This window comes from Peribacillus sp. YIM B13477, assembly GCF_042787955.1.
GTDB classification, from domain to species: Bacteria; Bacillota; Bacilli; order Bacillales; family DSM-1321; genus Peribacillus; species Peribacillus frigoritolerans.
This window is the reverse complement of record NZ_JBHZPD010000004.1, coordinates 180,564-202,595: the sequence shown is the minus strand read 5'-3', so window position 1 is coordinate 202,595 and position 22,032 is coordinate 180,564. Positions and strand designations below refer to the sequence as shown.

Sequence of the window (22,032 nt, the reverse complement as noted above, 5' to 3'; positions counted from 1 at the left end):
GCTAAAACAGAAAATACAATAGAAATCAAGAATGAGAAAATGGCTATTTGGGGTGTAAAATACACAAAGTCTAAAATGCCTGCCATAGAAAAAACAAAAGAAAAATGCTAATAAATAGAAATATCATTGAAAATATTAATGCTATCGTGATATAAATAAAAATCCTGAGTTTTTTCAAATTTTGTTTCTCATAACTATTATCAACCATTTTTCCCTCCTGATATTAAGTTTGTTTAATCATTCACCTTTACCGAATACTATTCTTTAGCTGATCAATAAATTCCTTCTTCCCCTAACCTGCCCCGATGGTTCCATAACAAAAGGCTGTCTTAAAGACAGCCCCAGCCAGCAGCTAACGCACCCTTCGTTCAACAAAACTCGTTTTTTACCGTGTTTATGCCAGCTCCAGTTTACCAATTTGGGGAAATACGTTAGTTCCGTAGCGCTTTTCTGACTTTCTTTGCAAAAACTAATGGATCATCAACAGCTTCGATATTAACGTAAACCAAATTCGGTTTATCGAAAAGCCACTCATTGTGTATGGATGAAACTATTATTCCTTGTTTAAGAATGGAAGCAACAAAATTCTCGACTTCTTTTTGCAAAAGTGCTACCCTGCCTAGGCACAATGCCCGTCCAGTATGATTATCTCTGGATTCAAATGAGAAAGAAGAAGTTACTCTAAAACGTTTCCCTAAAATTTTCACTTTGAGTTCATTTCGATTTATGGTTGCCACACATTTGCCACCCGCAAATCCTTCTTGGCCGCCGATAATCCTAGCAAACTTTTGACAAATCAATTCATCATTAGATGCCAATCTATTCATCTCCTCCCTAGTATTAATAGGATATGAACTAATGAATAGATCCGAAACGGATATATATCTATTTTGAAATAAGAATTATGCTGATTACTCATATCTTATTCAAACTATCCTGTAAGAAAAGGGCCGATCGTCACAGCTCACTAATTAACGAACACCCGTTAGTTCTATAAGACTTATCGCAGATTTGACACAGACTGTGAATAAAAATATTTAAATAAAACAGGAAAATCAACTGCCTTTTTGAATATAATCTTTGAACTATAATGAGGAGGGAGACGGTGCAGTGAGCGATATAGACAAACGAAACAGATTAAGTGAAGAACCATTTACTTATCGAATAACGAAAAATGGAACAGTAGTAATCTATTACAAAGGTAAACAAATTAAATTTTTAAAGGATAGTGAGGCACTGCGTCTTATAGAAAGAATCAATGAAGTTGAAGATAATATAACAGAACTACAGTTATTGTTAGCTAAAATTACGGGTAACTTTAAACGGGGTAACGAGAAGTTGGGTAAAAATAATTAAACTAAGCCCTTGTATTTCGAGTACACAACGCTTATGGAACTAACCTGCCCAGATAGTTGCATAAAAACAAGCTGCCTTAAGACAGCTCCGTTATTCAGCTAACGCACCCGTTAGTTTAAGTTCATTTATTCACAGTCTATTTTGAAATGAACCAGAAAAAAGAGATGCCTTTTTTAGATTATCGGCCCTCATTAGTAAAAAAACCTAACTCTTGTTAGGCTTCAATTTTATTTTTATTTTTTATAGGTCCTTTACTCTTTTGACCCCATTTTGTTATAGAAGAAAAAGTATAGATCGCAAGAGCTAACCAAATGAAGATAAAGGCAATAATATGTGCTTTAGTCAACACTTCGTGATAGAGAAAAACACCTACAATCAGTGACAAGGTTGGCGAGATATATTGGAGAATACCAAGCATAGATAATGAAACTTTTTTGGCACTCTTTGTAAATAACAAAAGGGGTAAAGCTGTTACTATGCCACTCCCCATTAATAGTAAACTGGTTGAAATGGAATTAAAGAATTGTGTTTGAGATTGAAAGATCAAGTAAGTCAAATAGGCTAATGCAATAGGGGAAATGACCATTGTTTCAAGTGTTAATCCAATGGTTGAATCGGCTTTAATCATTTTCTTTGTTAAACCATAAAATCCAAAGGTAAGAGCCAGACTAAGCGAAATCCAAGGAATCACACCATAATGTATCGTAAGTGTTAATACACCAATTCCAGCTAATATAAAGGCAAGAATTTGAGCACCACTTAACCTCTCTTTTAACACAATTACACCGATTAACATACTTGTTAGGGGATTAATGTATTGACCAAGACTCGCTTCTAATATCTTCCCCTCGATCACAGCCCACATAAAGATACCCCAGTTTGAACTAATCAGTAATGCAGCAATAAGTAGGGACCAAAACAATTTTGGTTTTTTAACGATTTCTTTCACGAATTCTACATATGTATTCCATTTTTTCGTAAAAAATATAAGAACAAGCATGAAAATAAAAGACCAGAAAACTCGTTGTGCAATAATCTCTCCTGAAGATACGTTTTGAACTAATTTCCAGTAAATGGGTGTAATGCCCCACATAATATAAGAAAGTATCGCATACGCAACACCATCTTTTTCATTATTTAATTTCATTTTGAGCCCTCTTCCTAAAATTCAGATTAAGTTTACCCTAGTTTTATTTTCAACTTACCAAAGGTCGGGTTGAATACAAATGAAATACTTAGTGAAAAATCATTATATCATCAGTAACTTGCAAAATTTTTTTTAGAATATTCCATCAACTATCCTGCCCCGTTAGCATCCATGAATCGCAAAAATCGGCGATTCACCACAAAGAATGAAAATGGTTAGGAAGTGTCAATACTGATACTGACCTTAATCCAGTCAACCCTAATCCATAGATTAATTAACGCTCTCCTCTTTTTTTAAAACGATTGAGCAGGGTCTTCTTAAGTATTGTTATTTTTCATTTTTAAAGAAACTTATTTTCATGGTAGTTGATTAAGAAAAGCGATTCTTACTATAGAATCGCGCCCGTTTCTGATTACAGTTCATGCAAAATGAGTAACTTGATTTTTACTTTACATAAAGATTTTGCATTTGGGCAAAATTATAGGAACAAATTCAATTGGAGAACAACATATATGATTTTCCTTGCCCTTTTATTAATGTTAGGCGGGTTATTAATTATTAATGCTATTTACGCTTATCACACCAAGCACATTGACTCAAATTTTTTATCCACCTTATGGTACTACATTAAACTTTTACCTTTTTTTCTATCTGCGAGTATTATGACTGGATACGGAGTGAAGTTTTTAACAAAAATTGTAGATAACTTAACCTTCTCACTTATTGTCTCTAAAGGAATGGAGATACTAGTTAGTGTAGCAATTGGATACATTTTTCTAAAAGAAATTCCCAATTGGCGAACAGGGGTTGGTATCACAATTATATTAATTGGTTTTTGGTTATTAAAAGGAAAATAAGAAAGAGCTTACCTTGATAGGTTCTTTCTTATGACAAACCATAAATATAAGAAGTACTTATCATTATTCTAACGCCCTTTCATAAGGGTACTTTCGCTAGTTATTCAAGAATATGGCCAATTGTTGAACAAACCTGCCCCGTTAATGCCATAAGAAATGAGCTGCCTTAAAGACAGCTCCGATCTTCAGCTAACGCACCAGTTAGCTTAATAACTTATTTTGTTCATACCATGTAGGTTTTAGTGATTCAAAGTTTTTGTGGTCTTCCAATACAACGTATAATCTTGTTATCATTGCATCTAAATTGTCTGGTGCAAATCGTAAAGACCATACAACTGATGAAAAGATAACCATTCCCGTATAGATAGAATAAAGCATCCAAAAATCTTCAGGAACACTACAACCAAAATATCCTTCAATTTTTCCAATTGAAAATGGAACGCTTAATTCCCTTTGAAATAAGGCTACTTTTACATAGTCATGAAAGGGGGCTCCCCAATCAAAATTATTAAAATCAATTACACCAGCATACTGCTTATCTTTCACAATGATATTCTCCAGATGAAAATCATCATGCTGAAAGTGATTGGAACGATTTTTCATATGATGTTTATTCTTTTCAATAAAATCAATAATCTTTTCATCATTTTTAATTTTTATACCACAAGATTTGTAAGCATTTAGATATCTATAATGCTTATCCATCGCTCGGTCATACCAGGTTTTAACTGTTGAAGGTGCTTCAAATAAATGCATCCTAGATAGTTGTATACCTGCTTCCATTCCAATTTTATATTGTTCTTCTTCTTTAAGTGTATGTATTGCCTCTTTTGCATCTATACCATCAATATATGAGTAAATATTATATCCGGCGTTTAATGCTTCAATAAAACCTATATCAATTGGCTGTGATGATTGAACATTAAACTGTTTCATTTTGTTCAATATTTGAAACTCTGTCTTCTTCTTTTCATACCCCACCATATCATATACCCGTAACAAAAATTTGTTATCATCAAAATAAACCACATATTTTTTATCGGGAGAGAACCCTTTTGAAGTCCCTGAAGTTTGTGTATCTTCAGTGTGGTTATTACAAAAACAACCTTCCACAATAACTATCCCCTTTTCCGATATAGATAAAATTATAAAACAAATATAACTAAATTTGTTATTTATCTAACTATTGATAATAAATATCCCAAATGATTATATTTGATAGATAATTACTCTCTTAATGAACTAACCTGCCCCTTTAGTTCATTAAGAAATTCAACAACACCTTTAAAAGAATTTAAACAAAAAAATAGCCCCTACTCATACAAGTTAGGACTTTTCAATGTATCGTAGTTAAAAACAAGGTGTAAACTTATGTTATCCACATTAATAACTTTTTCTAATTGTGATTGGTTCACCATGATAATTCTGATTCTACCCGTGGTCTTTTAAAGTACTAAGGGAACTGTCCTCAGCTTGCAGCATGATAGTTTTCACTCTATTTCTACATATTTTTGCTTTGCTGAAGAAGTTTGGATTCTCCTGTACGTTCCCATTCTTCTACTGTTTTATATGCTATTTCAGGAGAATATCCTTTCCCTACAAGAACTCCCATCAGAATAAATTCTTGAAGAATATGTGTGGCATTTATTCCTCTTTTAACATCCTCTAAACCTTCTTTAACCAAAAATTCCGTGTGCTGTATCCATTCATCTGGAGTCTTTCCAGAAATAACTGTATTTCTATTGCCATGACCGTAACCTTCTTCCGAAGCCACTGCATCTGCTTTTGTTACATGAATAGTACCAAACGGATGGCTAGGAGGAGCATAAATTGAGTAAAGTTTTAACGGGATATTACCTGTATTAGTTACATTATGCCATGTTCCTGCAGGTATCATGATGGCAGAATCATCATAAACATTATTTACAAAGTTTAAGTTATCTTTACTCTTGCCCATTTGAACAAACCCTTGACCTTGTTCAATACGTAAAAATTGGTCAACGTTAGGGTGAATTTCTAAACCGATATCTTCACCAACTTTTAGACTCATCAATGTAACTTGCAAATGATTTCCTGTCCATAAAGCTGTTCGATAGGTATTGTTTTGTTTCGTAGCCTCATTGATATTAACTACATATGGTTTCCTTCCAAAATCTTTTACCTCAATGTTATTTCTTCTATTTAATGATTGTACAAAACCCAAATGGTTAGCATCATTAGTATTCCAATAATCGGGCTGTCTTACATAGTTATACATTGGTACATTAACATAATAAGGATTTTGATATTGGTATGGATACATACAAGGATCATAGTACATTTTTTTAACCCCTTCACAGATTTATTAAATTATCCTATGCACTAGATGGCAATGACACAGAAGAAAACCCCTTGTCTAACCAGCAGCAGGTGTACCTGCAACTGCACCGTTTTTCCTTTGCCCTAATTCTTGGTCCAACAATAAAAGGGCAGACGGATTATTACCAGCCAAGTTCAGACGATTAACGATGGTTAGACTCTGAGCTTCTTCGTCTATTTGCTCCCTAAGAAAGTCTTGTATAATAACGGATGCTTGTGGATCAACTTGACTTACATAATTAAAGGCTTGACGATAAGAGTTAGTAACCATTTGTTCATGTGATAATACTCTTTGAAAAGTTTCCAATGGTGTTCCGAAGTCACTCGGTTGGGCAGGGATACTAGCGAGTGTTACAGTCCCGTCTTTATTAACAACATAATCAATCAATGTAAGCATATGAGTTCTTTCTTCTTCTGATTGTAAAAGTAGCCAGTTTGCCATGCCCGTATAATTCAATCTACCCAAATACGCTGACATTGCAAGATATAGTGTTGACGAAACATGCTCAACTTGAATTAAATTATTAAACAATTTTTGAAGTTCTTCGTTCACTTTTAACACACTCCTATATAATTTGATAAACACACACAAATCCTCCAGAATCCCAGTAACACAAGACATACAATCACTCTTTATTAGTTTTAAGGGAGTACTTATATTTAAGCTATGTTCCCCATAGGTAAATGACACAATTTATTTAAAAGGTAGCTTTGCAGTAAACTGACGTATGCCTTATGCAACTAATCTGCCCCGATAGTTCCATAAGAAAAAGCTGCCTTATAGACAGCTCCGATCTTCAGCTAACGCACCCGTTAGTTTAAGTAGACTTCTTCACAAATTCACTAAATCGTTTTTTATCGGTCAGTTTTCAACAAATTTAATTTACTTCTTTTTTATATTTACTGCTAAACCTTCTATACCATTTTTAGTAAGAGTTTTATTCACTATTTTTCCCAGATTTTGTTTTGTACTATCGAAATCTTCTTTTGAAGTTCTAATCCCCAAATTAACTGAGTTGTTTTCTGTGGATATTCCATAAGCTACAACAACGTCAACCTTCTGCTTGTCTAGCTCCTTAAAATCAATGATTCAATTTCCTTTTCTTTCTTATTTGTTGAAAATATTTCTGGGTCTTTAGGAGTATTAGAACAAGCAGTTAAAAACATAAACACTAGACTTACCAATATTAAGTTCTTATTAATGATTTTTCCTCCTCTTTTATTTGGCATATTAATCCCTTGATTTAACATTACCTTAATTATTTTCTTTGCTCAAAAAGGGAGCACATTTAAAGAGTTTAAAGGAATCCTGGCTCGATACAACAACAGCCCATGGAAAAATGCTGTTTACCATTTTTGCTGGGATTGCACAATTTGAAAGGGATTTAACCTCTGAAAGGACAAAAGAGGGGATTTTGGCTGCAAGGAAACGAGGAAAGCTTCCTGGAAGACCGAAAGCAGATGAAGAAAAGATCCAATATGCTCTATATCTTATAGAACAGGGAATGAGTCGAACGGATGCTGCAGAGAAAGCCGGTATCTCTAGAATGACTCTGTATCGTAAGATACAAAACAATAATGAGACCAACTAGTAACCAATGGGGCAAGAGGTGCTTAAGCTATGTCTACTTTGCCCCTGGTTTCAGCAACGCTGGTACTGGGCCTATTGCTCATGTTTTTCATAAGTATTATTTATAGGGATAATTAAAGCCATTTAGTAATTCATCAGTATACGAATGTGTTCAAAACCCAGTTTAAGATAATAGGTACGACAAATCCAAGTCCAATGGAAATAATTAAGGCGACTATAATTTTTAAATTACTTACAGTTTTAATATAATACACAACCCTTCTTTATTCATTATCATTTTTCTCATGATTAATTTTGTGATTTTCCAAGTGTTCCCTTAGAACACCTTTCCCAAATTTCTTTTCAAACTCATCAATAGTACTTTGGAGTCTTTTTTCGGTAATTAATTTACTTCCGTCAGTACCAGATAGCTTCCCTATTAATTGAACAACTAATACCTTTAGTATTAATTTCTTTTTTATCCTTTCCAGTTCATTTGTTCCTCCACATTTTGTTTTAAACGACACAAAAGACATGTTCACCTTATACAACTAAACTGCCCCGATAGTTCCATAAGAAAAAGCTGCCTTAATTTATTTTAAATTCTATGTATATAACTCTTAACAATATCAAAACCTATGACTAGCAACACATTATATTCATAGGAGCTGACAACATGGCTAGAAATAACAACAATAATCAATTAGTAGTTAATGGTGCAGAGCAAGCTCTAGAACAAATGAAATATGAAATCGCTAGTGAATTCGGTGTTACACTTGGCGCTGATACAACATCTCGTGCAAACGGATCTGTTGGTGGAGAAATTACAAAACGTTTAGTGCAAATGGCTGAACAACAATTAGGCGGAAGAACTCGTTAATCGAAATCATATGTATTGTTAGGGATAGTGATTGGACTATCCCTATTTATAATTCTCCAAATCAAAAAAGAAACAGAAACATCAGTTGCTGTTATTTTGCTATGTCGCAATACGAGGAAACTGTACTACACATATCCATACAGTCATATTGTGAAAGCAAACGTCATTCAGCGTTTTCACTAAGCTACCTCTCTAGTTACATAAAAAAAAGGCTGCCGCAGCAACCTCCCTTATTGAAGTAAAGCACCCATTAGTTCTATAAGGTATTACTACTTATTCCAATCCTTAGCTAACATACCGAAAACAATATGGTCAACATAATGGTCATACAACCATTCTGCTTGTCTTATACAACCTTCATTAACAAAACCCAATCTTTCGGGAATTCCTCTACTTTTCTTATTCTCCTCAGCAACCCTAATTTCAACTTTATCTAGTTTCAATTCATTAAATGCATAATCAGTCAATGCCTTAGCTACTCTTGTCATAATTCCAATTCCTTGATATTCTTCTCCGAGCCAATAACCAATATATGCAGTTTTATTTGACCAATTTATTTGGTTATAACCTGCTACACCAACAATTTGTCCCTTATACATAATAACTGTATTGAAACTCTTGTTTTCAGCGCAACCTTTTAAACAAATATTAATGAACCCTTTTGTATCTTCAAGTTTTGTTGTATTATCCAGCCAAGGAAGCCATTCTCGTAGATATTCTCTGGATTGATCTGTTATTTCGAAAACTCTTTCTGCATCCTTTAATTCTAACAGTTTCAATGATAACTCCTCATCAATCTTATGTAAGAACATACTCATCCCCCTGATTTTTCTATTGGTTTATTTTGTATATTACCATATATGATTAATAGATAAATCACTTGTTTATTATGGAGCTAACCTGCCCCGTTAGTTCATTAAGAAAAAGCTGTCTTAAAGACAGCTCTGATCTTCAGCTAACGCACCCGTTAGTTTAAGTACAAACCTTCACAATCCTGCTAACCTGCCCCGTTAAAAAAAGGCTGTCTAAACAACAGCCTGACTATTACACCCTAAGGTAGTCTTCTTGTATATATTTATGGTCCAAAAAAAACCATAAATAGCATTAGAAATATGTTTAATACTAACAATATCTTACCAAAGAGATTTTTTATTGCTAAAACAGAAAATACAATAGAAATTAAGAATGAAAAAATTGCTAGTTTTGGTGGGAAATACGCAACGTCTAAAATGCCTGACATGGAAAAAAACAAAAGAAAAATGCTAATAAATATAAATATCATTAAAAAAATTAATGATATCGTAATATAAATAAAAGTCCTGACTTTTTTCAAATGTTGTTTCTCATAACTATTATCAACCATTTTCTCCTCCTATTTTTAATAAAAATTTCCAATAAATACAATTATAACATTCTATAAACTAAAGAGTAAGCATTCTTCAACTATCCTGCCCCGTTAGTTCCATAAAGAAAAAGCTGCCTTAAAGACAGCTCCGATCTTAAGCTAACGTACCCGTTATTTATTTAATTTTTTAAGATTCTAAATTTCTTTTGAGACAGAAAATAAGCTAATGTAGCAGTTATCAATGTTACCAGTAATGGAATTGAAGTCTTACCAAACACTACTTCTTGACTTAAATTACTCTCTATCGAAGAAAAATCGGGAGTATAAGAAGCAGTAAGAATCAAACCTGATCCTATTTGAAATACCATATATATCATTACGAAACTAATTAAAAACACAAGATACTTTTTCAATATCGTCACCACCTATTACATTATTTTACCATATTTATCATTCTAGTTGTTCTGCCTTGATAGTTCCATAAAACTTTTCACGGAGTTGACACAAATTGTCCAACAATTTTCAAAGCTAAAAACCATCCTTTATAAGGATGGCCTTAAGTACAATAATTCACAATCTTACTTTTTTATATAAAACTATTAATAAAAGTTTTACTTTGTATAAATATTTTAAATATGTAAAAAAAGCTTACTCAAAGAGTAAGCTTAACCTCTATAAACACTATCACATGTTCCAGGTTTTGGTTCATAAAAACAATGGTCTTTAAATTGACCAGTATGTGGTTGATCATACCATGTTGGAGGGCATGGAGCATATGGATTAAAATACCAAAGAGCATATCTAGCCGGATGCTGTCTCCAGTGCTTCAAATTTTGTTCTGCCAATCTTCTTTCAATACCTCTCGCTCTTTGATAAAATACATTCCCTTTTTGAACAGCTTCAAAAGAATAATTTCCTCCTTGTACTTGATAAATGACTTGTGGAATTGTTCTTAAACCTTTAAAGTCTAAACAATTAGCTACAAGACGATTCACAATTACATTTCCAACATATAACATTCCTTGTTTTCCTTCACCTTCGGCTTCTGCTCTCATCATCCTTGCCATTAAGTCAACGTCTGAACTTGTGTATTTTGCTCTTGTCATTTTTCCACCTCAAGAATATTGTATGAAAAATAGCCTACAGTCATGTCATTATTTATGTAATTTAAATGCTTAGTTATAATGACTTATAGCTTTTAAGTAAAATGAAAACTATTGCATTCTTTTTTCCCTTTTATTCAACTAACCTGCCCCTTTTGTGCCATAAGAAAAAGGCTGCCTAAGCAACCTTTTGTTATACTTTCGACCTTTTAGTTGAAAAATCGTTGTTTAAAATTTACTGTTTAATAATTATTACATTTCAAGAAGTAAATCAGCTTTTGATAAATACATATTTTTTGTCCTGCTCCGTTCGGTCTTGAAACAAGACTTAAACAACAAATGTAAGTGAAGCAATGACCGATTTGGTTTGTATATTAATTAACCCTATTTTAATAGTCCTTTGACTGACCTTTCTTTTGTTTGGATAGGGCAGATAGAATGGATTGTTCGCCCACCCCTTGATTTCTCAAAAATTTCTTGGTCAGACTTAACTTAAGAACAATTTTGTAAACGATCATCGCAGAAACGATACTGATGATGGCTCCGACAAGAACATCTGCTGGATAATGGACACCTACCCAAATTCGCGAAATGCCTACTAGAACAGCCAAAATTCCCCATAAAAATCCCCAACCCCTTTTGAACAACCAGAAGGTTATGCAAAATGAAAAAAATATGATCGTATGGTCACTTGGAAATGAATTATTGACTGCTTTTTCAACTAACATATTAACGTTGGGCAACTCAGCAAAAGGTTGATAATTCGAGTGGAATTGCCCTGCTATTTTCGCCAATATTTCCGAGATAACTAATGCAATAAATGCACAGATTACCATGATTCTATTTTTATTATTTCGAGAAAACAAAAACATCAGGACTGCCAATACTAAGAAAAAAATCATGTACTCAGCGATGAATACAAAAAAAGGATTTAAATCCGTGTATTGTTTACCTAGATTATTAATCATTCTAAACAAATTACTATTCATTTCGGACAAAGCCATTGAAAAATCCCTCCTGATTGTATTATCACTTAAACCTTCATTATGCTCCATTATGTAAATCAGATGAACTTCAATTAAACCTATATTTTACATCTTTCAGACAGAAAGTCCATCATCAACGTGGCGGTTTTAATCCTCCATTTATATTAAAATATCTCACTCACACCTTAAACTATCTTGATGGAAATATTTAGAATATGGGCTCATGTTGAGTGCGGCGAACAGATGGGTAACTGAATTTGAAAATGAAGTAACCGGATTGGCAAGGGAAATGGGATCAATTTGTGCCTATGTTTATTATGACGGAAGTTGACATCGTCCTTTTGATATTTATAACCAGGGCTGAACCTTTTGGATACTTAAAATTACCAGGAGCTATATAGTTGTAAAAAAAGCCCAATTGGCAGCCTTTTATAGAACGAACACACCCGTTAGCTTAAGTACATTTATTCACAAAATTCTTTCATTTTGCTATTTAAAGCATCATAATCTTCTTTTTTAAAAGATAAAGTTACTCTAGCTAGTCTTTCCGAATTTGGAAAGAGGTAAATTTGTTGATTGAATCTTATCCCTAATGGTCCAATTATTCGGTAAATCAGATTTAAAATATTAAAACAATCTAAGTCTACTCCATCTTTTAAATGGTTCTTTATACTAATAACCATTAGGTTATCGATAACTTAAAATTTAGGTTTCTGGGGGGGATATTGTTAATTTTACAAATCCTCTTTACTACTCTTGTTTAAAAATATCTGAAATCCCGATATTTTTCGTCAAAAAAAACACGCCTTATTTTTTAACTTTTCTACCTACTTGTACCATTTTATGGATAATTTTTCACCTCTCAAATTCTGGATTAAACTCTTTCGGATCCATCATTGCTTTTGTGTAGGTGACCGGTTTTCGTTTGGCAAAGTGATAGTTAATTCTGTTCTATCCTTGTTTAACTCTAAAGTTATAAATGAAGTCCAAGCCTATTACAATTTTCATATTGAGGATTTGAATTCCTTTATTTTTTGCATTAAACCCTAATAAATTTTTCAGAGGTAACTAATTATTATGTCGTTTGTTAACTTCAATTGTAATGAACTCCGGCAAATAGCTGGGAGTGCATCCTTTTGCTACTATTTCATCTTTGTAAAGACCCGTTTTCTCACCAAGTTTAATACAACGTGCACGATTCTTTTCATCATAAACGCCTATCCAGCCTGCGGTGAAATTCATAGCCCATTGAACTTCCGGTTCTTCCTGCGTAATATTAGCTTCTAATGCAGATAGCAAGTATGCGGTGTTATCAGGCGGTGTTTGTCCAGTCCATCTCAATCGCCCTTGATAATACCAGAAAGCTCGCCTTTGAAGAGCAGAAGGACTATTTTCCCATGACTCCATCAATGCAATTTTCTTCTTGTCTTTGGTGAGCTGATTAGCCATTAACCAATCCATTAAGTTATTTCGCTCATCAAAAGTGTGAGTCTGCATATCCTTATCAAGCTTATTTAGCACATCTTGTGAAAGAAGTTTTTTGTCCATAATTAAGATTGCTAATAGTCTGGGCAAAAACTCTTCGGTTGACCAAAGTTCCATAGCTAGTTCGTGATCTTTTTTAATGTCCTTCGCGATTTTTCGTAAGTCGCCTAGCTTAGTTTTACTATTGATCTGAGGTAGAATGTTTTCTGCTTTTGAAAAGCGTTTTATTTCTGTACCTTTATTTTCATTCATTTTATACAACTCCTTTATTAAAGCACTGTTTCATAATATGTCCTTGACGGGATATATCAAGAACTTAATTTCGTTATAAGTCTTATGCAGTGGTGTGCCTCCAAAGTTAATATTTTATTAAAGCTTTCTCACCTATGATAGAAGTGCAACCATCTTTAATATAATAATAACATTTACTTCCTTTTAATTGGATGCGAAAAGAGCATTCCTTTTTAAAGAAACGCACCCGGTAGTTCAACATCGAAAGTTATGAATAGCTTTCAGGATAGTACAATTTTTTTGACTTGTTCTTTCGTGGATAAATTAGAGTCATTTGTACCAACTAAAAAAGAATGTCCGTGTATAATCACTTCTGTTAGAGTATCGCCTGGACCTAATTCGAATAGAGGGCACTGTGCCGGAATTTTACCCTTTAATGTTTCTCTATCAATTTTCTTAAATCTTATTTCCTTTGACGAATTAGTAATAAAAAAGTCTTCCAAGGTTAATTTCCACCCAACATCGTCTAGTATATGTTTTAGTTCATCTATCGAATGAACCTCGTCAATTTGGTATCTATACACTTTATCATCGTTATCTAAATCATCCATTTCCCTTACAAAGTTATGGATAACCTTAAGTGGAAAACGATTGTAGTTTTTCCAGAATTCAATTAAAGTTGTTTCATATTCACCATCAACACTATACATATACTCCGGTTCTGTTATACAATCACAAACCCAAAAATCTATGCGGTTATTTTCAAACACCGTTCGGTCATCTATATCAACCATATTACTTTCTCCCCTCTAGTGATGTTCTCAACTTCTTATTTTACTTTTCATTATTCCTTTTTCTTATGGCACTAACCTGCCCCTTTAGTTGCATAAGAAAAAGCTGCCTTAAAGACAGCTCTGATTTTCAGGTAAAGCACCGGTTAGTGGAATAGAGCAAGAAATGAGGTGACCAAAGGACATCCTCCTTCCCATTATAACGGAACCTCAAATTGTCCCTTACGCTTCTTCTCCAAACTAACGATAAAGGAACGCATCAGCTTCATGGAAAACTGAAAGACCGGGCTTTGAATAAAGGTATATGCAAACGTCATAATAAACACTGGACCTCCAAGGATGAAACCGATAATCAAGATGATGCTCTCGACAACGATTCTTGCCCAACTGACCGATAACCCGGTTTTTTCCGAAACGGAAAGCATGAAACCATCCCTGGGACCTGCCCCAATTCCCGCAGCCACATAAATTCCTCCGCCAATTCCGGTTATGATGATACCCGTCAACAATATGAGTATATTCAACCACCAATGCTCCGTTTCATGAGGAAGAATGTTGAGATGCAAAAAGAAATCCATGATCGGGCCAATTGACAAGGCATTTAGAAATGTACCAATATTAATATACTTCCTATCCACGACAAAGACGATCAACACAAGTACTAAACCACACATGACACTCCACGTTCCAATTGTGAAACCGAACCTCTCGAACAGGGCGACGTTTAAAACCTCCCAAGGATGGAGCCCCAAGGATTGAACATTCACCGCAATCGCATTCCCTAATCCAAAGAAAGTTAATCCAAGAAAAAAAATAAAATACCGTAATAACCGCAATGCCATCTCTTCACCTCTACACCTTTTATATCCATCTACTATAGATGAAGCAGGTTAAATGAACAAGATGATCTATCCAAATCAAAAGTTGTTACCAAATGATTAACAATGAAGTACAAAAAGACGTACCTATGGGTGGTAGGTACTCTAAATCCTATTTAGGTTTTTTAAGAAACTTGTTCAACTAACCTGCCCCATTAGTTGCATAAGACTTTATTGAGTTGACAAAGATTGAGACATAAAAAAAAGACGGTTTTACCGTCTAATAAATAGCTTTCTTAATAAAAAACATACCTAGAATTAATCCTGGAATACTTAGCCATCTTAATCAAACATAAAGGTTTTTTTTCGATAGCTTATTGAAAAGACTAACCCCATCGCTAACATATTACCAATTAATGAGCTTCCTCCATAACTTATAAAAGGTAATGGTATTCCTGTTATGGGTACTAGGCCTATATTCATCCCGATATTCTCAAAAACATGGAAAAAAATCATGGAAGTAACACCGGTACATATGTAAGATTCAAAACTATTTTTTACGTCTAGAGCCAACTTCACTATACTCGAAATAAGGAGAAAATAAATTGTTACTAAAATACTAGCTCCAAAGAAACCATATTTAGAAGAAATAACGCTAAATATAAAATCCGTATGTGCTTCTGGAACATATATACCCTTTTCCAGATAACCATATACCCCTCCTGAACCAATGGCTAATAATGCTTTGGTTAGATTATAGCCTTCACCTGATGCATAAGATTCTGGATCGATCCAAGCATAAATTCTTCCTAATTGATAGGTTGCGAAACCCATTGATTGAAGCATTTCAGGGTTGAAAAAGACTAAGTATATAAGAATGCCAGAAATTAAGGAAATGATAATAAAAATAACACTGATAATTTTCCATGATATTCCCGAAATAATAAAAATCCCTGTAAAAATACATATTAATACTAAAGACGTACCTAAATCTGGTTGTCGCATAATTAAAAGTATAGGAAGAGCTGTAGCAGCTCCCATCTTAATTAGCAGTAACAAATCTGTTTTTAAAGTTTTATCCAAATATTTTTCATGATGTTTTTGCACTAAGAAACTTAAACAAATTATTAAAGATATTTTTGTGAATTCAGCTGGTTGAAGAGATCCGATTCCCGGAAGTTGAAACCAGCTTTTGGCTCCATTTATTTCACGAGCTATTGATTCAGGTGCCAAAATTAAGGCGATTAATAGAATGATGCTAAATGAGTATATAAACCAATTCAAGCGAAAGATCTGTTCAGAATCTAAATACATAATTCCTGCAATTATCCCGATCCCCACAATATACCAGGTTATTTGTCTAAATAAAAAATTCCCTTCATATTGACCAAAATCTTGAGCATTTAATATAGCTATACAACTTGTTATAAATAGTAAAAGTAAAAGTGTAATCAGGTTGTAATCCAACTTTGAATTTTTCATTTTTTCCCCTTGTAAATATTTTCTTATGTTATAACTTAACTTAATTATACTAAAAATGTAATTTTTTTTAATAAAAGCACTTTTATTGTTCATACATTCTAGGTATACAATTGAATGAAAGCATGGAGGATAACCAATAAAAAGGCTAAAAAATGTTATCTTTTTTTTGTTATGTGATTAAATTTTTATAGCATCACTTCCACATTTACATATTATTTCACAAAAAAGTAATTAAAAGTATACGAGTGATCCATTAATATCAATAATAATCCTTTAGAGAAGAAGTTCTTATTAAACTAACCTGCCCCGTTAGTACACTCAGCAACCTCCCTTATTGAAGTAAAGTACTTGTTAGTTCTATAAGCATTAGAAACCCGTAAAGCCACCAAATACATTATTTGTTAAAAAAGTTGTAATCTTGGTCATCCAATCAAAAAATAAGACAATCCCCATAATAATTGTTATATAGCCACCAAATTGAGTTATTTTGTGGTTATATTTTTTTATCCACCCTGATTTCCCTATAAAAAATGACATTGTTAAGAAAGGTATGGAAAACCCAAGAATATAAGCAATCATATATAATAAACCTTGTCCAGTCGATAAACCAAGGGTTACGATGGCACCTAATATGGGGCCAATGCAAGGAGTCCAACCAGCAGCATATCCTATCCCAATTAAAATAGAACCTATATAACCAGATGGGCGATTTTTAAAATTTATTTTTCTGTCCATCATCAAGAATTTAGGTTGAAAAACCCCAACAATCATTAAACCAAAAATAATTATCAAAATTGCCCCTACTTGTCTAATTAAATCAATGTATTCATAAAATAGATCGTAAATAACAGAAGTGGATAACCCTTATATTACAAAGATAATAGAAAAACCGATCAAAAAAAATAAGGTATGAAGCATTGGTTTGCGGTTTAATTTTTTATTATCTTCTTTTAATTCACTTATCGATAATCCTGTAATATAAGATAAAAACGCCGGGTATAAGGGTAAACAGCAAGGAGATATAAAAGATAGTATCCCTGCACCAAAAGATAAAAGAATATTTAAGTCTCCCAATCTCATTTCCTCCAATTTCCGCTTTAATTGTATAACTTTACCATAAATGCCTGCCTTTAGCTCCATAAGAAAAAGAGCTGCCTTAGCAACTCCTTATGAATTAAAGCGCCCGTGAGTTCATGAAGGAAATCCAGGTGTGCCTCAATCATTATAATAAATAATCAGCCAAGATTTTCGGATAACTTCTTAATTATTTGTTTAGAATCAGATGCAAATTCCACAGATGCATCATAATACATTATTCCGTCTTTAATCAGGGAGAAATCACCAATCTCGATTCTTAGCAGAGTACTATCGCCTTTTTCTTTTAATTGATAATTATATGCGACATCACCTTCATTCGGCTTTACTTCCCAATCTGAAACGTGCAAAGCGATTTTTAATTCTTTCTGTACAACTGCTCTAATGATTTTAGTGATTGACTGCCCACCATTAGGAAGCTCCCAAATCACCTTACTTCCCTCGGTCATATCTTCATTAGGATAATTTTCTGGTAGTTCATCCCATTCTGCAACGTATTTGGGTTTAGTAAGCACTTCCCAGACTTTCTGAGAATTTGCTTCAATGAGTATCTCATCTCTTACAATTAGCTGTTCGGTCATCTAGTAGAACTCCTTTCAAGTGAATGACAACTCGTTATTTCTCCCAGAGCTCGATCAGTCGACCTTCAGGATCTTCAATCCAAATGAACTTTCCAAATTCACTAATCTCTTTTTTCTTTGCAAGAGGTACACCAATATGTTCAAGATGCTTAATAGTCTCGTTTAGATTATGTACTTCGAAATTTAACATCACTTGTTGTTCTGTTGGAAAATAACTGTCATTCTCGGTAAAGAAAGAAAAGATCGTCTCATTTCCTAATTGCGGTTTTATCACAGTCCCATTCCAATTTTCTATTTCAAGCTTCAGCACTTCACTGTACCACTTTTTTACAGATTCAAGATTCTTAGTTCTCCAAAATATTCCTCCGAAACCTTTTATCATCGTATCTAACTCCTGTCCTTCATCCAATTTTCATCTATCCGATTACATTAGATATTCGAGATTTACATTTCAAGTTCCTTCTTCAACTATAAAGCCCCTCTAGTTCATTACTATATTTCCCCTAGGATGAAGGCAAATTGGACTAACCTGCTTACATTAGGGAAAAGGCGTTCCTGCTTAATACAGAAACGCACCCGTCATGTTTCCCCTTCATTCTTTCAATGAATGGGAGGGATACTTCTGTTGGATATGACGTATAAGTGCAGTGACAACTTGCGGACCGGATTCTACGAGTCTGCCTTGTTCAAATGCAGTGAAGTTATCACCGCCTGAAGCTAAATAATTACTAACCGCCACTTCATATTCGTTGCTTGGCTGAATCTCTTGACCCTTCTTGTCTTTCAGCACAACGACACGGCTGCCAATTGGAGCTTTGGCTTCCCAATCATACGTTAAGCCAACCGTTTGTAACCTATTTTCATGATCTTTCGCCCACTGCTGCTCTAAAGCAAGTTTTATCTGCTCTCCTGTTAAAATTAACTTACTGACACTATGACCCATAGGCACGTTTGTATAAAGGTCTTCTACAGTGATCTTCCCTTTTTTTAAATTTTTCCGCATTTCGCCTTGATGGACAAAAGCAATATCCACCCCCATGGCTTCGCGCTCAGATTCTGCAATCATTTTCGCTAATGGGGATTCACCGTTTGCATCTTGATTTCTTCTGATTTCTTCCGGCATTTCCCCTATTACCTGATTAAAATTGCTCCCTAATTTTTTTCTATATTTATTTAGAAGGGCAACCGTTTCTTCATCCGGTTTTATATGATGATGTGAAGTGGCAATGATCTTTGCTTGTTTCTTAACAATCATTTTAGAATGCGGGTCAATTTCAAGATTTACTTGAGAAAAGGCTTTCCCATTAGAAAAAGCTTGAACGATCAGTTTACCGGCTGCAACGGTATTGGCATATTCATGGCTGTGACCCGCAAAAATGACATCGACCTCATCATCGATTTTTGGAGCCATCTCCACTAAAGCTCCAGTGGAATTTGCACCTGCCTTATCTGATTTAGCTGAATCATGTGCCAGTACAACAATCACTTTAATCCCTTTATCCTTTAAAATCTTTACGGTTCGGTTAATAGCTGACACTTCATCCGTAATTTCTACTTCTTTTCGCTTTTCAGGAGACACATACATGTTGGTCTCTTTTGTGACCACACCGATAAATCCAATATCAATTCCGTCCATTTGTTTAATAACATACGGTGGTAATAAGGGAATGCCCGACTTTCTGTCGATGATATTTGCAGAACTGTAAGCAGTATTGGCACCTTGAAAATACCCTGTTTTTTTATTGAATCCTCCATGAATAAGACATTTCATTTCATTTACGCCTTCGTCCAATTCATGATTTCCAGGTGTCCCGACATCAAAGTGCAGGAGGTTTAAAAATTCAATCGTGGGTTCGTCTTGAAATTGAGAAGAGATTGGAGGGCTTCCTCCTACCATATCGCCAGCATGAACGAGTAATGTATTTGTGTTTTCTTGTTTATACTTTTTTAAATAGGCTGCCAAGTATTCAGCACCGCCTGCCATGGTTCCTGAAACCATTTGATATTTATTTAGTTGGCCGTGAAAATCATTTACGCCTAATAATTGTAGTTGAATGTAGCGGTTGGATGTGGAATGATTCGTTGTGGAATGATTGGATGAGAATGCTGTGATTTTATAAGATACGAAAATGATGATAAATACCAAGATGAACAAAGAAGTTATGGCCTGAAATTTTGACAACTTCGGATCCCTCCCTCTAGATGTAAATTAAGAATAACTCTAGAATTTTATATTCGCATAAAGGGACCGTGATTTTTTGTTATGTTTTATATAATAATTATTAAATGAACCCCGTACATGCATATCTTTTTAAAAAAACTCATACGGCTAAACATTTAGAAAGGCTCCCGGAACTGCTGCTCAGTTCCAGGTGTTCAAAGTAAAGTACGCTTTAGTTTAAGTAGAATACTTTAATTTGATAATAAGTATAGATTGGATATCTTGATATTGCAGTATAGGAAAAGTGCTGAGGAGCCCTACTAAAAAGCTGGACAGTTCCTGGTTACAGGAAAGCAATACCGCTGTATGGATGTTTAAAAAATTGGCCCAGAGCACAATAATATAGGCAACGTATGTATGTCTTTATTCCGCCAAAGGAGGAGTATCCATTTGAAGATTTCTTCAATATCATTCATAGAACCTCCCGTTTATCATGAATTCCCTCCCCTCTATGAAGGTTTAGGGCTGCCTGAGTTATCTTCATTCATTCAGCAGCGATTTGAATTTGCATATACCTTGGGGAAAGCCGAAAGAACGGGGCTTGCTAGCATCCGCTTTTATAAACGCCAGGGGGATTTCGAAGTACATATACCTGATAAGATGCCAGGAGTGGGACCAATGAAGCTTCGGGAATTAAAGGGGTTGTTACTGGAGAAAGCCAAAGCAGCATTCATCGAAAATATTGAATCCGAACCAAAGAAAAGAAAGGTCTACTACGCCGAATTTCGTCGCCCTCGGAAAGATGCTGAATAAGTGTGCTATCCGACAAACTGGAGCCTGTTTGAGGAATATCATTGTTGTCTTGTTGAATTCTTTTTATAAAAAGAGTTCGTACATTAACCTCTAAAAAAAGGTTGCCGCAGCAACCTCCCTTGTTTTAATAATCCTTCTTATTTTCATTATCCAAATCATCATCAAGAAAAGACTTTTTATCTTCCTTCATTCCATACTTTTTTTCAAGAAATTGACCAATATTTGAATGGTTAATTCCTCTTCTCAATGCTGTTTCAATAACTATATAGAGAATGAAACCCCCAACAATATAAAATATTATAGCCTTCACTAAAAATCCCCCAAACAACAACTCATTTCCCCCTTTATTTTACCAAAAAAACCTTGTTGGAGTGCCCGATTATTGCCTAAAAAAAAGGAGCTGCTAATCAGCTCCTTGAAATGAAATAACGGCCTAACCTCCTGTATAAACACTTTCACATGTTCCAGGTTTTGGTTCATAATAACAATGATTTTTAAATTGACCGGCAAAAGGTTGATCGTACCAAGTCGGTGGGCATGGAGCATATGGATTAAAATACCAAAGCGCATATTTCCCTGGGTGTTGCCTCCAATAATCCAAATTCTGTTTTGCTAATCTTTTTTCAGCAGTTCTCGCTCTTTGATAAAATACATTACCTTTTTGAACGGCTTCAAAAGAATAATTTCCTCCTTGTACATGAAAAATGACTTGTGGAATTGTTCTTAACTCTTTAAAGTCTAAACAATTTGCCTTAAGGCGATTAACAATTACATTTCCAACATACAACATTCCTTGCAGTCCTTCACCTTCGGCTTCAGCTCTCATCATCCTTGCCATTAAATCCACGTCTGAACTTCGATAACTTACTCTTGGCATTTTTCCACCCCAAATATATCGTATGAAAAACAGCCTGCACTAATGTCATCATTGTGAAAATGACAGTCTCAGATCTTCCGTTAAAGCACCAATTGT

General features: G+C 34.3%; 23 protein-coding genes and 2 pseudogenes. 5 read left to right on the top strand and 20 right to left on the bottom strand.

Annotation, left to right across the window (positions count from 1 at the left end; all coding sequences use genetic code 11):
• Window positions 1-431 precede the first annotated feature (431 nt).
• Entirely contained in the window at window positions 432-818 is a 387-nt protein-coding gene (locus tag ACFX4H_RS14850) for a DUF1259 domain-containing protein (protein ID WP_241637457.1), read from the bottom strand.
• A 292-nt stretch (window positions 819-1,110) separates the two neighbouring features.
• Between ACFX4H_RS14850 and ACFX4H_RS14845 the strand changes: the two genes are divergently transcribed.
• Window positions 1,111-1,356 carry a hypothetical protein gene (locus tag ACFX4H_RS14845; RefSeq protein WP_063589950.1) on the top strand — a complete coding sequence of 82 codons (246 nt, stop codon included), beginning with the start codon at window positions 1,111-1,113 and terminating at the stop codon, window positions 1,354-1,356.
• Between the two features lie 214 nt (window positions 1,357-1,570).
• Here ACFX4H_RS14845 and rarD read toward each other — a convergent pair whose 3' ends face one another.
• Window positions 1,571-2,503 carry an EamA family transporter RarD gene (gene rarD / locus ACFX4H_RS14840; RefSeq protein WP_241637455.1) on the bottom strand — a complete coding sequence of 311 codons (933 nt, stop codon included), beginning with the start codon at window positions 2,501-2,503 and terminating at the stop codon, window positions 1,571-1,573.
• Window positions 2,504-3,015: 512 nt separating this feature from the next.
• On the opposite strand from rarD, the gene ACFX4H_RS14835 reads away from it, so the two are divergent.
• On the top strand, window positions 3,016-3,360 hold the full coding sequence (locus ACFX4H_RS14835) for a hypothetical protein (RefSeq protein WP_377435722.1): 345 nt from the start codon (window positions 3,016-3,018) through the stop codon (window positions 3,358-3,360).
• 201 nt (window positions 3,361-3,561) lie between these two features.
• Here ACFX4H_RS14835 and ACFX4H_RS14830 read toward each other — a convergent pair whose 3' ends face one another.
• The 3 genes from ACFX4H_RS14830 to ACFX4H_RS14820 form a co-directional block, all read right to left on the bottom strand.
• On the bottom strand, window positions 3,562-4,473 hold the full coding sequence (locus ACFX4H_RS14830; protein WP_377435721.1) for an aminoglycoside phosphotransferase family protein: 912 nt from the start codon (window positions 4,471-4,473) through the stop codon (window positions 3,562-3,564).
• A gap of 388 nt (window positions 4,474-4,861) precedes the next feature.
• Window positions 4,862-5,680 carry a cupin domain-containing protein gene (locus tag ACFX4H_RS14825; protein ID WP_377435720.1) on the bottom strand — a complete coding sequence of 273 codons (819 nt, stop codon included), beginning with the start codon at window positions 5,678-5,680 and terminating at the stop codon, window positions 4,862-4,864.
• Window positions 5,681-5,755: 75 nt separating this feature from the next.
• The gene (locus tag ACFX4H_RS14820; RefSeq protein ID WP_377435719.1) at window positions 5,756-6,271 is read right to left on the bottom strand and encodes a ferritin; all 516 of its coding nucleotides are present in this window, start codon (window positions 6,269-6,271) and stop codon (window positions 5,756-5,758) included.
• Between the two features lie 721 nt (window positions 6,272-6,992).
• Here ACFX4H_RS14820 and ACFX4H_RS14815 point away from each other — a divergent pair.
• Window positions 6,993-7,310: pseudogene (locus ACFX4H_RS14815) on the top strand (recombinase family protein); the annotation flags it as partial.
• 262 nt (window positions 7,311-7,572) lie between these two features.
• On the opposite strand, the gene ACFX4H_RS14810 reads toward ACFX4H_RS14815, so the two are convergent.
• Window positions 7,573-7,815, bottom strand: a complete 243-nt coding sequence (locus ACFX4H_RS14810) for a hypothetical protein (protein ID WP_241637449.1) — start codon at window positions 7,813-7,815, stop codon at window positions 7,573-7,575.
• 149 nt (window positions 7,816-7,964) lie between these two features.
• On the opposite strand from ACFX4H_RS14810, the gene ACFX4H_RS14805 reads away from it, so the two are divergent.
• Window positions 7,965-8,168, top strand: coding sequence for an alpha/beta-type small acid-soluble spore protein (locus ACFX4H_RS14805; protein ID WP_034315006.1), 204 nt, complete (start codon window positions 7,965-7,967; stop codon window positions 8,166-8,168).
• 269 nt (window positions 8,169-8,437) lie between these two features.
• Here ACFX4H_RS14805 and ACFX4H_RS14800 read toward each other — a convergent pair whose 3' ends face one another.
• From ACFX4H_RS14800 to ACFX4H_RS14745, 12 genes and pseudogenes are all read right to left on the bottom strand, one after another.
• The gene (locus ACFX4H_RS14800; RefSeq protein ID WP_377435718.1) at window positions 8,438-8,980 is read right to left on the bottom strand and encodes a GNAT family N-acetyltransferase; all 543 of its coding nucleotides are present in this window, start codon (window positions 8,978-8,980) and stop codon (window positions 8,438-8,440) included.
• 712 nt (window positions 8,981-9,692) lie between these two features.
• Window positions 9,693-9,935, bottom strand: coding sequence for a hypothetical protein (locus tag ACFX4H_RS14795; RefSeq protein WP_377435717.1), 243 nt, complete (start codon window positions 9,933-9,935; stop codon window positions 9,693-9,695).
• 243 nt (window positions 9,936-10,178) lie between these two features.
• Window positions 10,179-10,619 carry a cell wall hydrolase gene (locus ACFX4H_RS14790; protein WP_034310898.1) on the bottom strand — a complete coding sequence of 147 codons (441 nt, stop codon included), beginning with the start codon at window positions 10,617-10,619 and terminating at the stop codon, window positions 10,179-10,181.
• Between the two features lie 386 nt (window positions 10,620-11,005).
• Window positions 11,006-11,620, bottom strand: a complete 615-nt coding sequence (locus tag ACFX4H_RS14785) for an undecaprenyl-diphosphatase (RefSeq protein WP_377435716.1) — start codon at window positions 11,618-11,620, stop codon at window positions 11,006-11,008.
• 1,050 nt (window positions 11,621-12,670) lie between these two features.
• Window positions 12,671-13,339, bottom strand: a complete 669-nt coding sequence (locus tag ACFX4H_RS14780) for a DNA alkylation repair protein (RefSeq protein WP_034310892.1) — start codon at window positions 13,337-13,339, stop codon at window positions 12,671-12,673.
• A gap of 260 nt (window positions 13,340-13,599) precedes the next feature.
• On the bottom strand, window positions 13,600-14,112 hold the full coding sequence (locus ACFX4H_RS14775; protein ID WP_034310890.1) for a hypothetical protein: 513 nt from the start codon (window positions 14,110-14,112) through the stop codon (window positions 13,600-13,602).
• A gap of 194 nt (window positions 14,113-14,306) precedes the next feature.
• Window positions 14,307-14,951: a YczE/YyaS/YitT family protein gene (locus ACFX4H_RS14770; RefSeq protein ID WP_187050138.1), complete on the bottom strand. Its 645-nt coding sequence runs from the start codon at window positions 14,949-14,951 to the stop codon at window positions 14,307-14,309.
• A gap of 318 nt (window positions 14,952-15,269) precedes the next feature.
• Window positions 15,270-16,409, bottom strand: coding sequence for an FtsW/RodA/SpoVE family cell cycle protein (locus tag ACFX4H_RS14765; RefSeq protein WP_034310882.1), 1,140 nt, complete (start codon window positions 16,407-16,409; stop codon window positions 15,270-15,272).
• 366 nt (window positions 16,410-16,775) lie between these two features.
• Window positions 16,776-17,483: pseudogene (locus tag ACFX4H_RS14760) on the bottom strand (cytochrome c biogenesis CcdA family protein).
• 161 nt (window positions 17,484-17,644) lie between these two features.
• On the bottom strand, window positions 17,645-18,085 hold the full coding sequence (locus ACFX4H_RS14755) for an SRPBCC family protein (RefSeq protein ID WP_377435715.1): 441 nt from the start codon (window positions 18,083-18,085) through the stop codon (window positions 17,645-17,647).
• Between the two features lie 34 nt (window positions 18,086-18,119).
• Window positions 18,120-18,467 carry a VOC family protein gene (locus tag ACFX4H_RS14750; protein ID WP_034310877.1) on the bottom strand — a complete coding sequence of 116 codons (348 nt, stop codon included), beginning with the start codon at window positions 18,465-18,467 and terminating at the stop codon, window positions 18,120-18,122.
• Between the two features lie 210 nt (window positions 18,468-18,677).
• Window positions 18,678-20,267 carry a bifunctional metallophosphatase/5'-nucleotidase gene (locus tag ACFX4H_RS14745; protein ID WP_377435714.1) on the bottom strand — a complete coding sequence of 530 codons (1,590 nt, stop codon included), beginning with the start codon at window positions 20,265-20,267 and terminating at the stop codon, window positions 18,678-18,680.
• A gap of 429 nt (window positions 20,268-20,696) precedes the next feature.
• Between ACFX4H_RS14745 and ACFX4H_RS14740 the strand changes: the two genes are divergently transcribed.
• Window positions 20,697-21,059, top strand: coding sequence for a hypothetical protein (locus ACFX4H_RS14740; RefSeq protein WP_063574941.1), 363 nt, complete (start codon window positions 20,697-20,699; stop codon window positions 21,057-21,059).
• A gap of 124 nt (window positions 21,060-21,183) precedes the next feature.
• On the opposite strand, the gene ACFX4H_RS14735 is transcribed toward ACFX4H_RS14740, so the two are convergent.
• Together ACFX4H_RS14735 and ACFX4H_RS14730 are read right to left on the bottom strand one after the other, a co-directional pair.
• The gene (locus ACFX4H_RS14735) at window positions 21,184-21,369 is read right to left on the bottom strand and encodes a hypothetical protein (RefSeq protein WP_377435713.1); all 186 of its coding nucleotides are present in this window, start codon (window positions 21,367-21,369) and stop codon (window positions 21,184-21,186) included.
• Window positions 21,370-21,492: 123 nt separating this feature from the next.
• Window positions 21,493-21,936: a cell wall hydrolase gene (locus ACFX4H_RS14730; protein WP_034310870.1), complete on the bottom strand. Its 444-nt coding sequence runs from the start codon at window positions 21,934-21,936 to the stop codon at window positions 21,493-21,495.
• Window positions 21,937-22,032 lie beyond the last annotated feature (96 nt).

What these genes read in the sequence shown, in the direction of transcription:
- ACFX4H_RS14805 (WP_034315006.1), top strand. Translation starts at nt 7,965, where the DNA reads ATGGCTAGAAATAACAACAATAATCAATTAGTAGTTAATGGTGCAGAG.
- ACFX4H_RS14780 (WP_034310892.1), bottom strand. Translation starts at nt 13,339, where the DNA reads ATGAATGAAAATAAAGGTACAGAAATAAAACGCTTTTCAAAAGCAGAA.
- ACFX4H_RS14730 (WP_034310870.1), bottom strand. Translation starts at nt 21,936, where the DNA reads ATGCCAAGAGTAAGTTATCGAAGTTCAGACGTGGATTTAATGGCAAGG.
- ACFX4H_RS14825 (WP_377435720.1), bottom strand. Translation starts at nt 5,680, where the DNA reads ATGTACTATGATCCTTGTATGTATCCATACCAATATCAAAATCCTTAT.
- ACFX4H_RS14775 (WP_034310890.1), bottom strand. Translation starts at nt 14,112, where the DNA reads ATGGTTGATATAGATGACCGAACGGTGTTTGAAAATAACCGCATAGAT.
- ACFX4H_RS14770 (WP_187050138.1), bottom strand. Translation starts at nt 14,951, where the DNA reads ATGGCATTGCGGTTATTACGGTATTTTATTTTTTTTCTTGGATTAACT.
- ACFX4H_RS14785 (WP_377435716.1), bottom strand. Translation starts at nt 11,620, where the DNA reads ATGGCTTTGTCCGAAATGAATAGTAATTTGTTTAGAATGATTAATAAT.
- ACFX4H_RS14800 (WP_377435718.1), bottom strand. Translation starts at nt 8,980, where the DNA reads ATGTTCTTACATAAGATTGATGAGGAGTTATCATTGAAACTGTTAGAA.
- rarD (WP_241637455.1), bottom strand. Translation starts at nt 2,503, where the DNA reads ATGAAATTAAATAATGAAAAAGATGGTGTTGCGTATGCGATACTTTCT.
- ACFX4H_RS14765 (WP_034310882.1), bottom strand. Translation starts at nt 16,409, where the DNA reads ATGAAAAATTCAAAGTTGGATTACAACCTGATTACACTTTTACTTTTA.
- ACFX4H_RS14835 (WP_377435722.1), top strand. Translation starts at nt 3,016, where the DNA reads ATGATTTTCCTTGCCCTTTTATTAATGTTAGGCGGGTTATTAATTATT.
- ACFX4H_RS14755 (WP_377435715.1), bottom strand. Translation starts at nt 18,085, where the DNA reads ATGACCGAACAGCTAATTGTAAGAGATGAGATACTCATTGAAGCAAAT.
- ACFX4H_RS14750 (WP_034310877.1), bottom strand. Translation starts at nt 18,467, where the DNA reads ATGATAAAAGGTTTCGGAGGAATATTTTGGAGAACTAAGAATCTTGAA.
- ACFX4H_RS14790 (WP_034310898.1), bottom strand. Translation starts at nt 10,619, where the DNA reads ATGACAAGAGCAAAATACACAAGTTCAGACGTTGACTTAATGGCAAGG.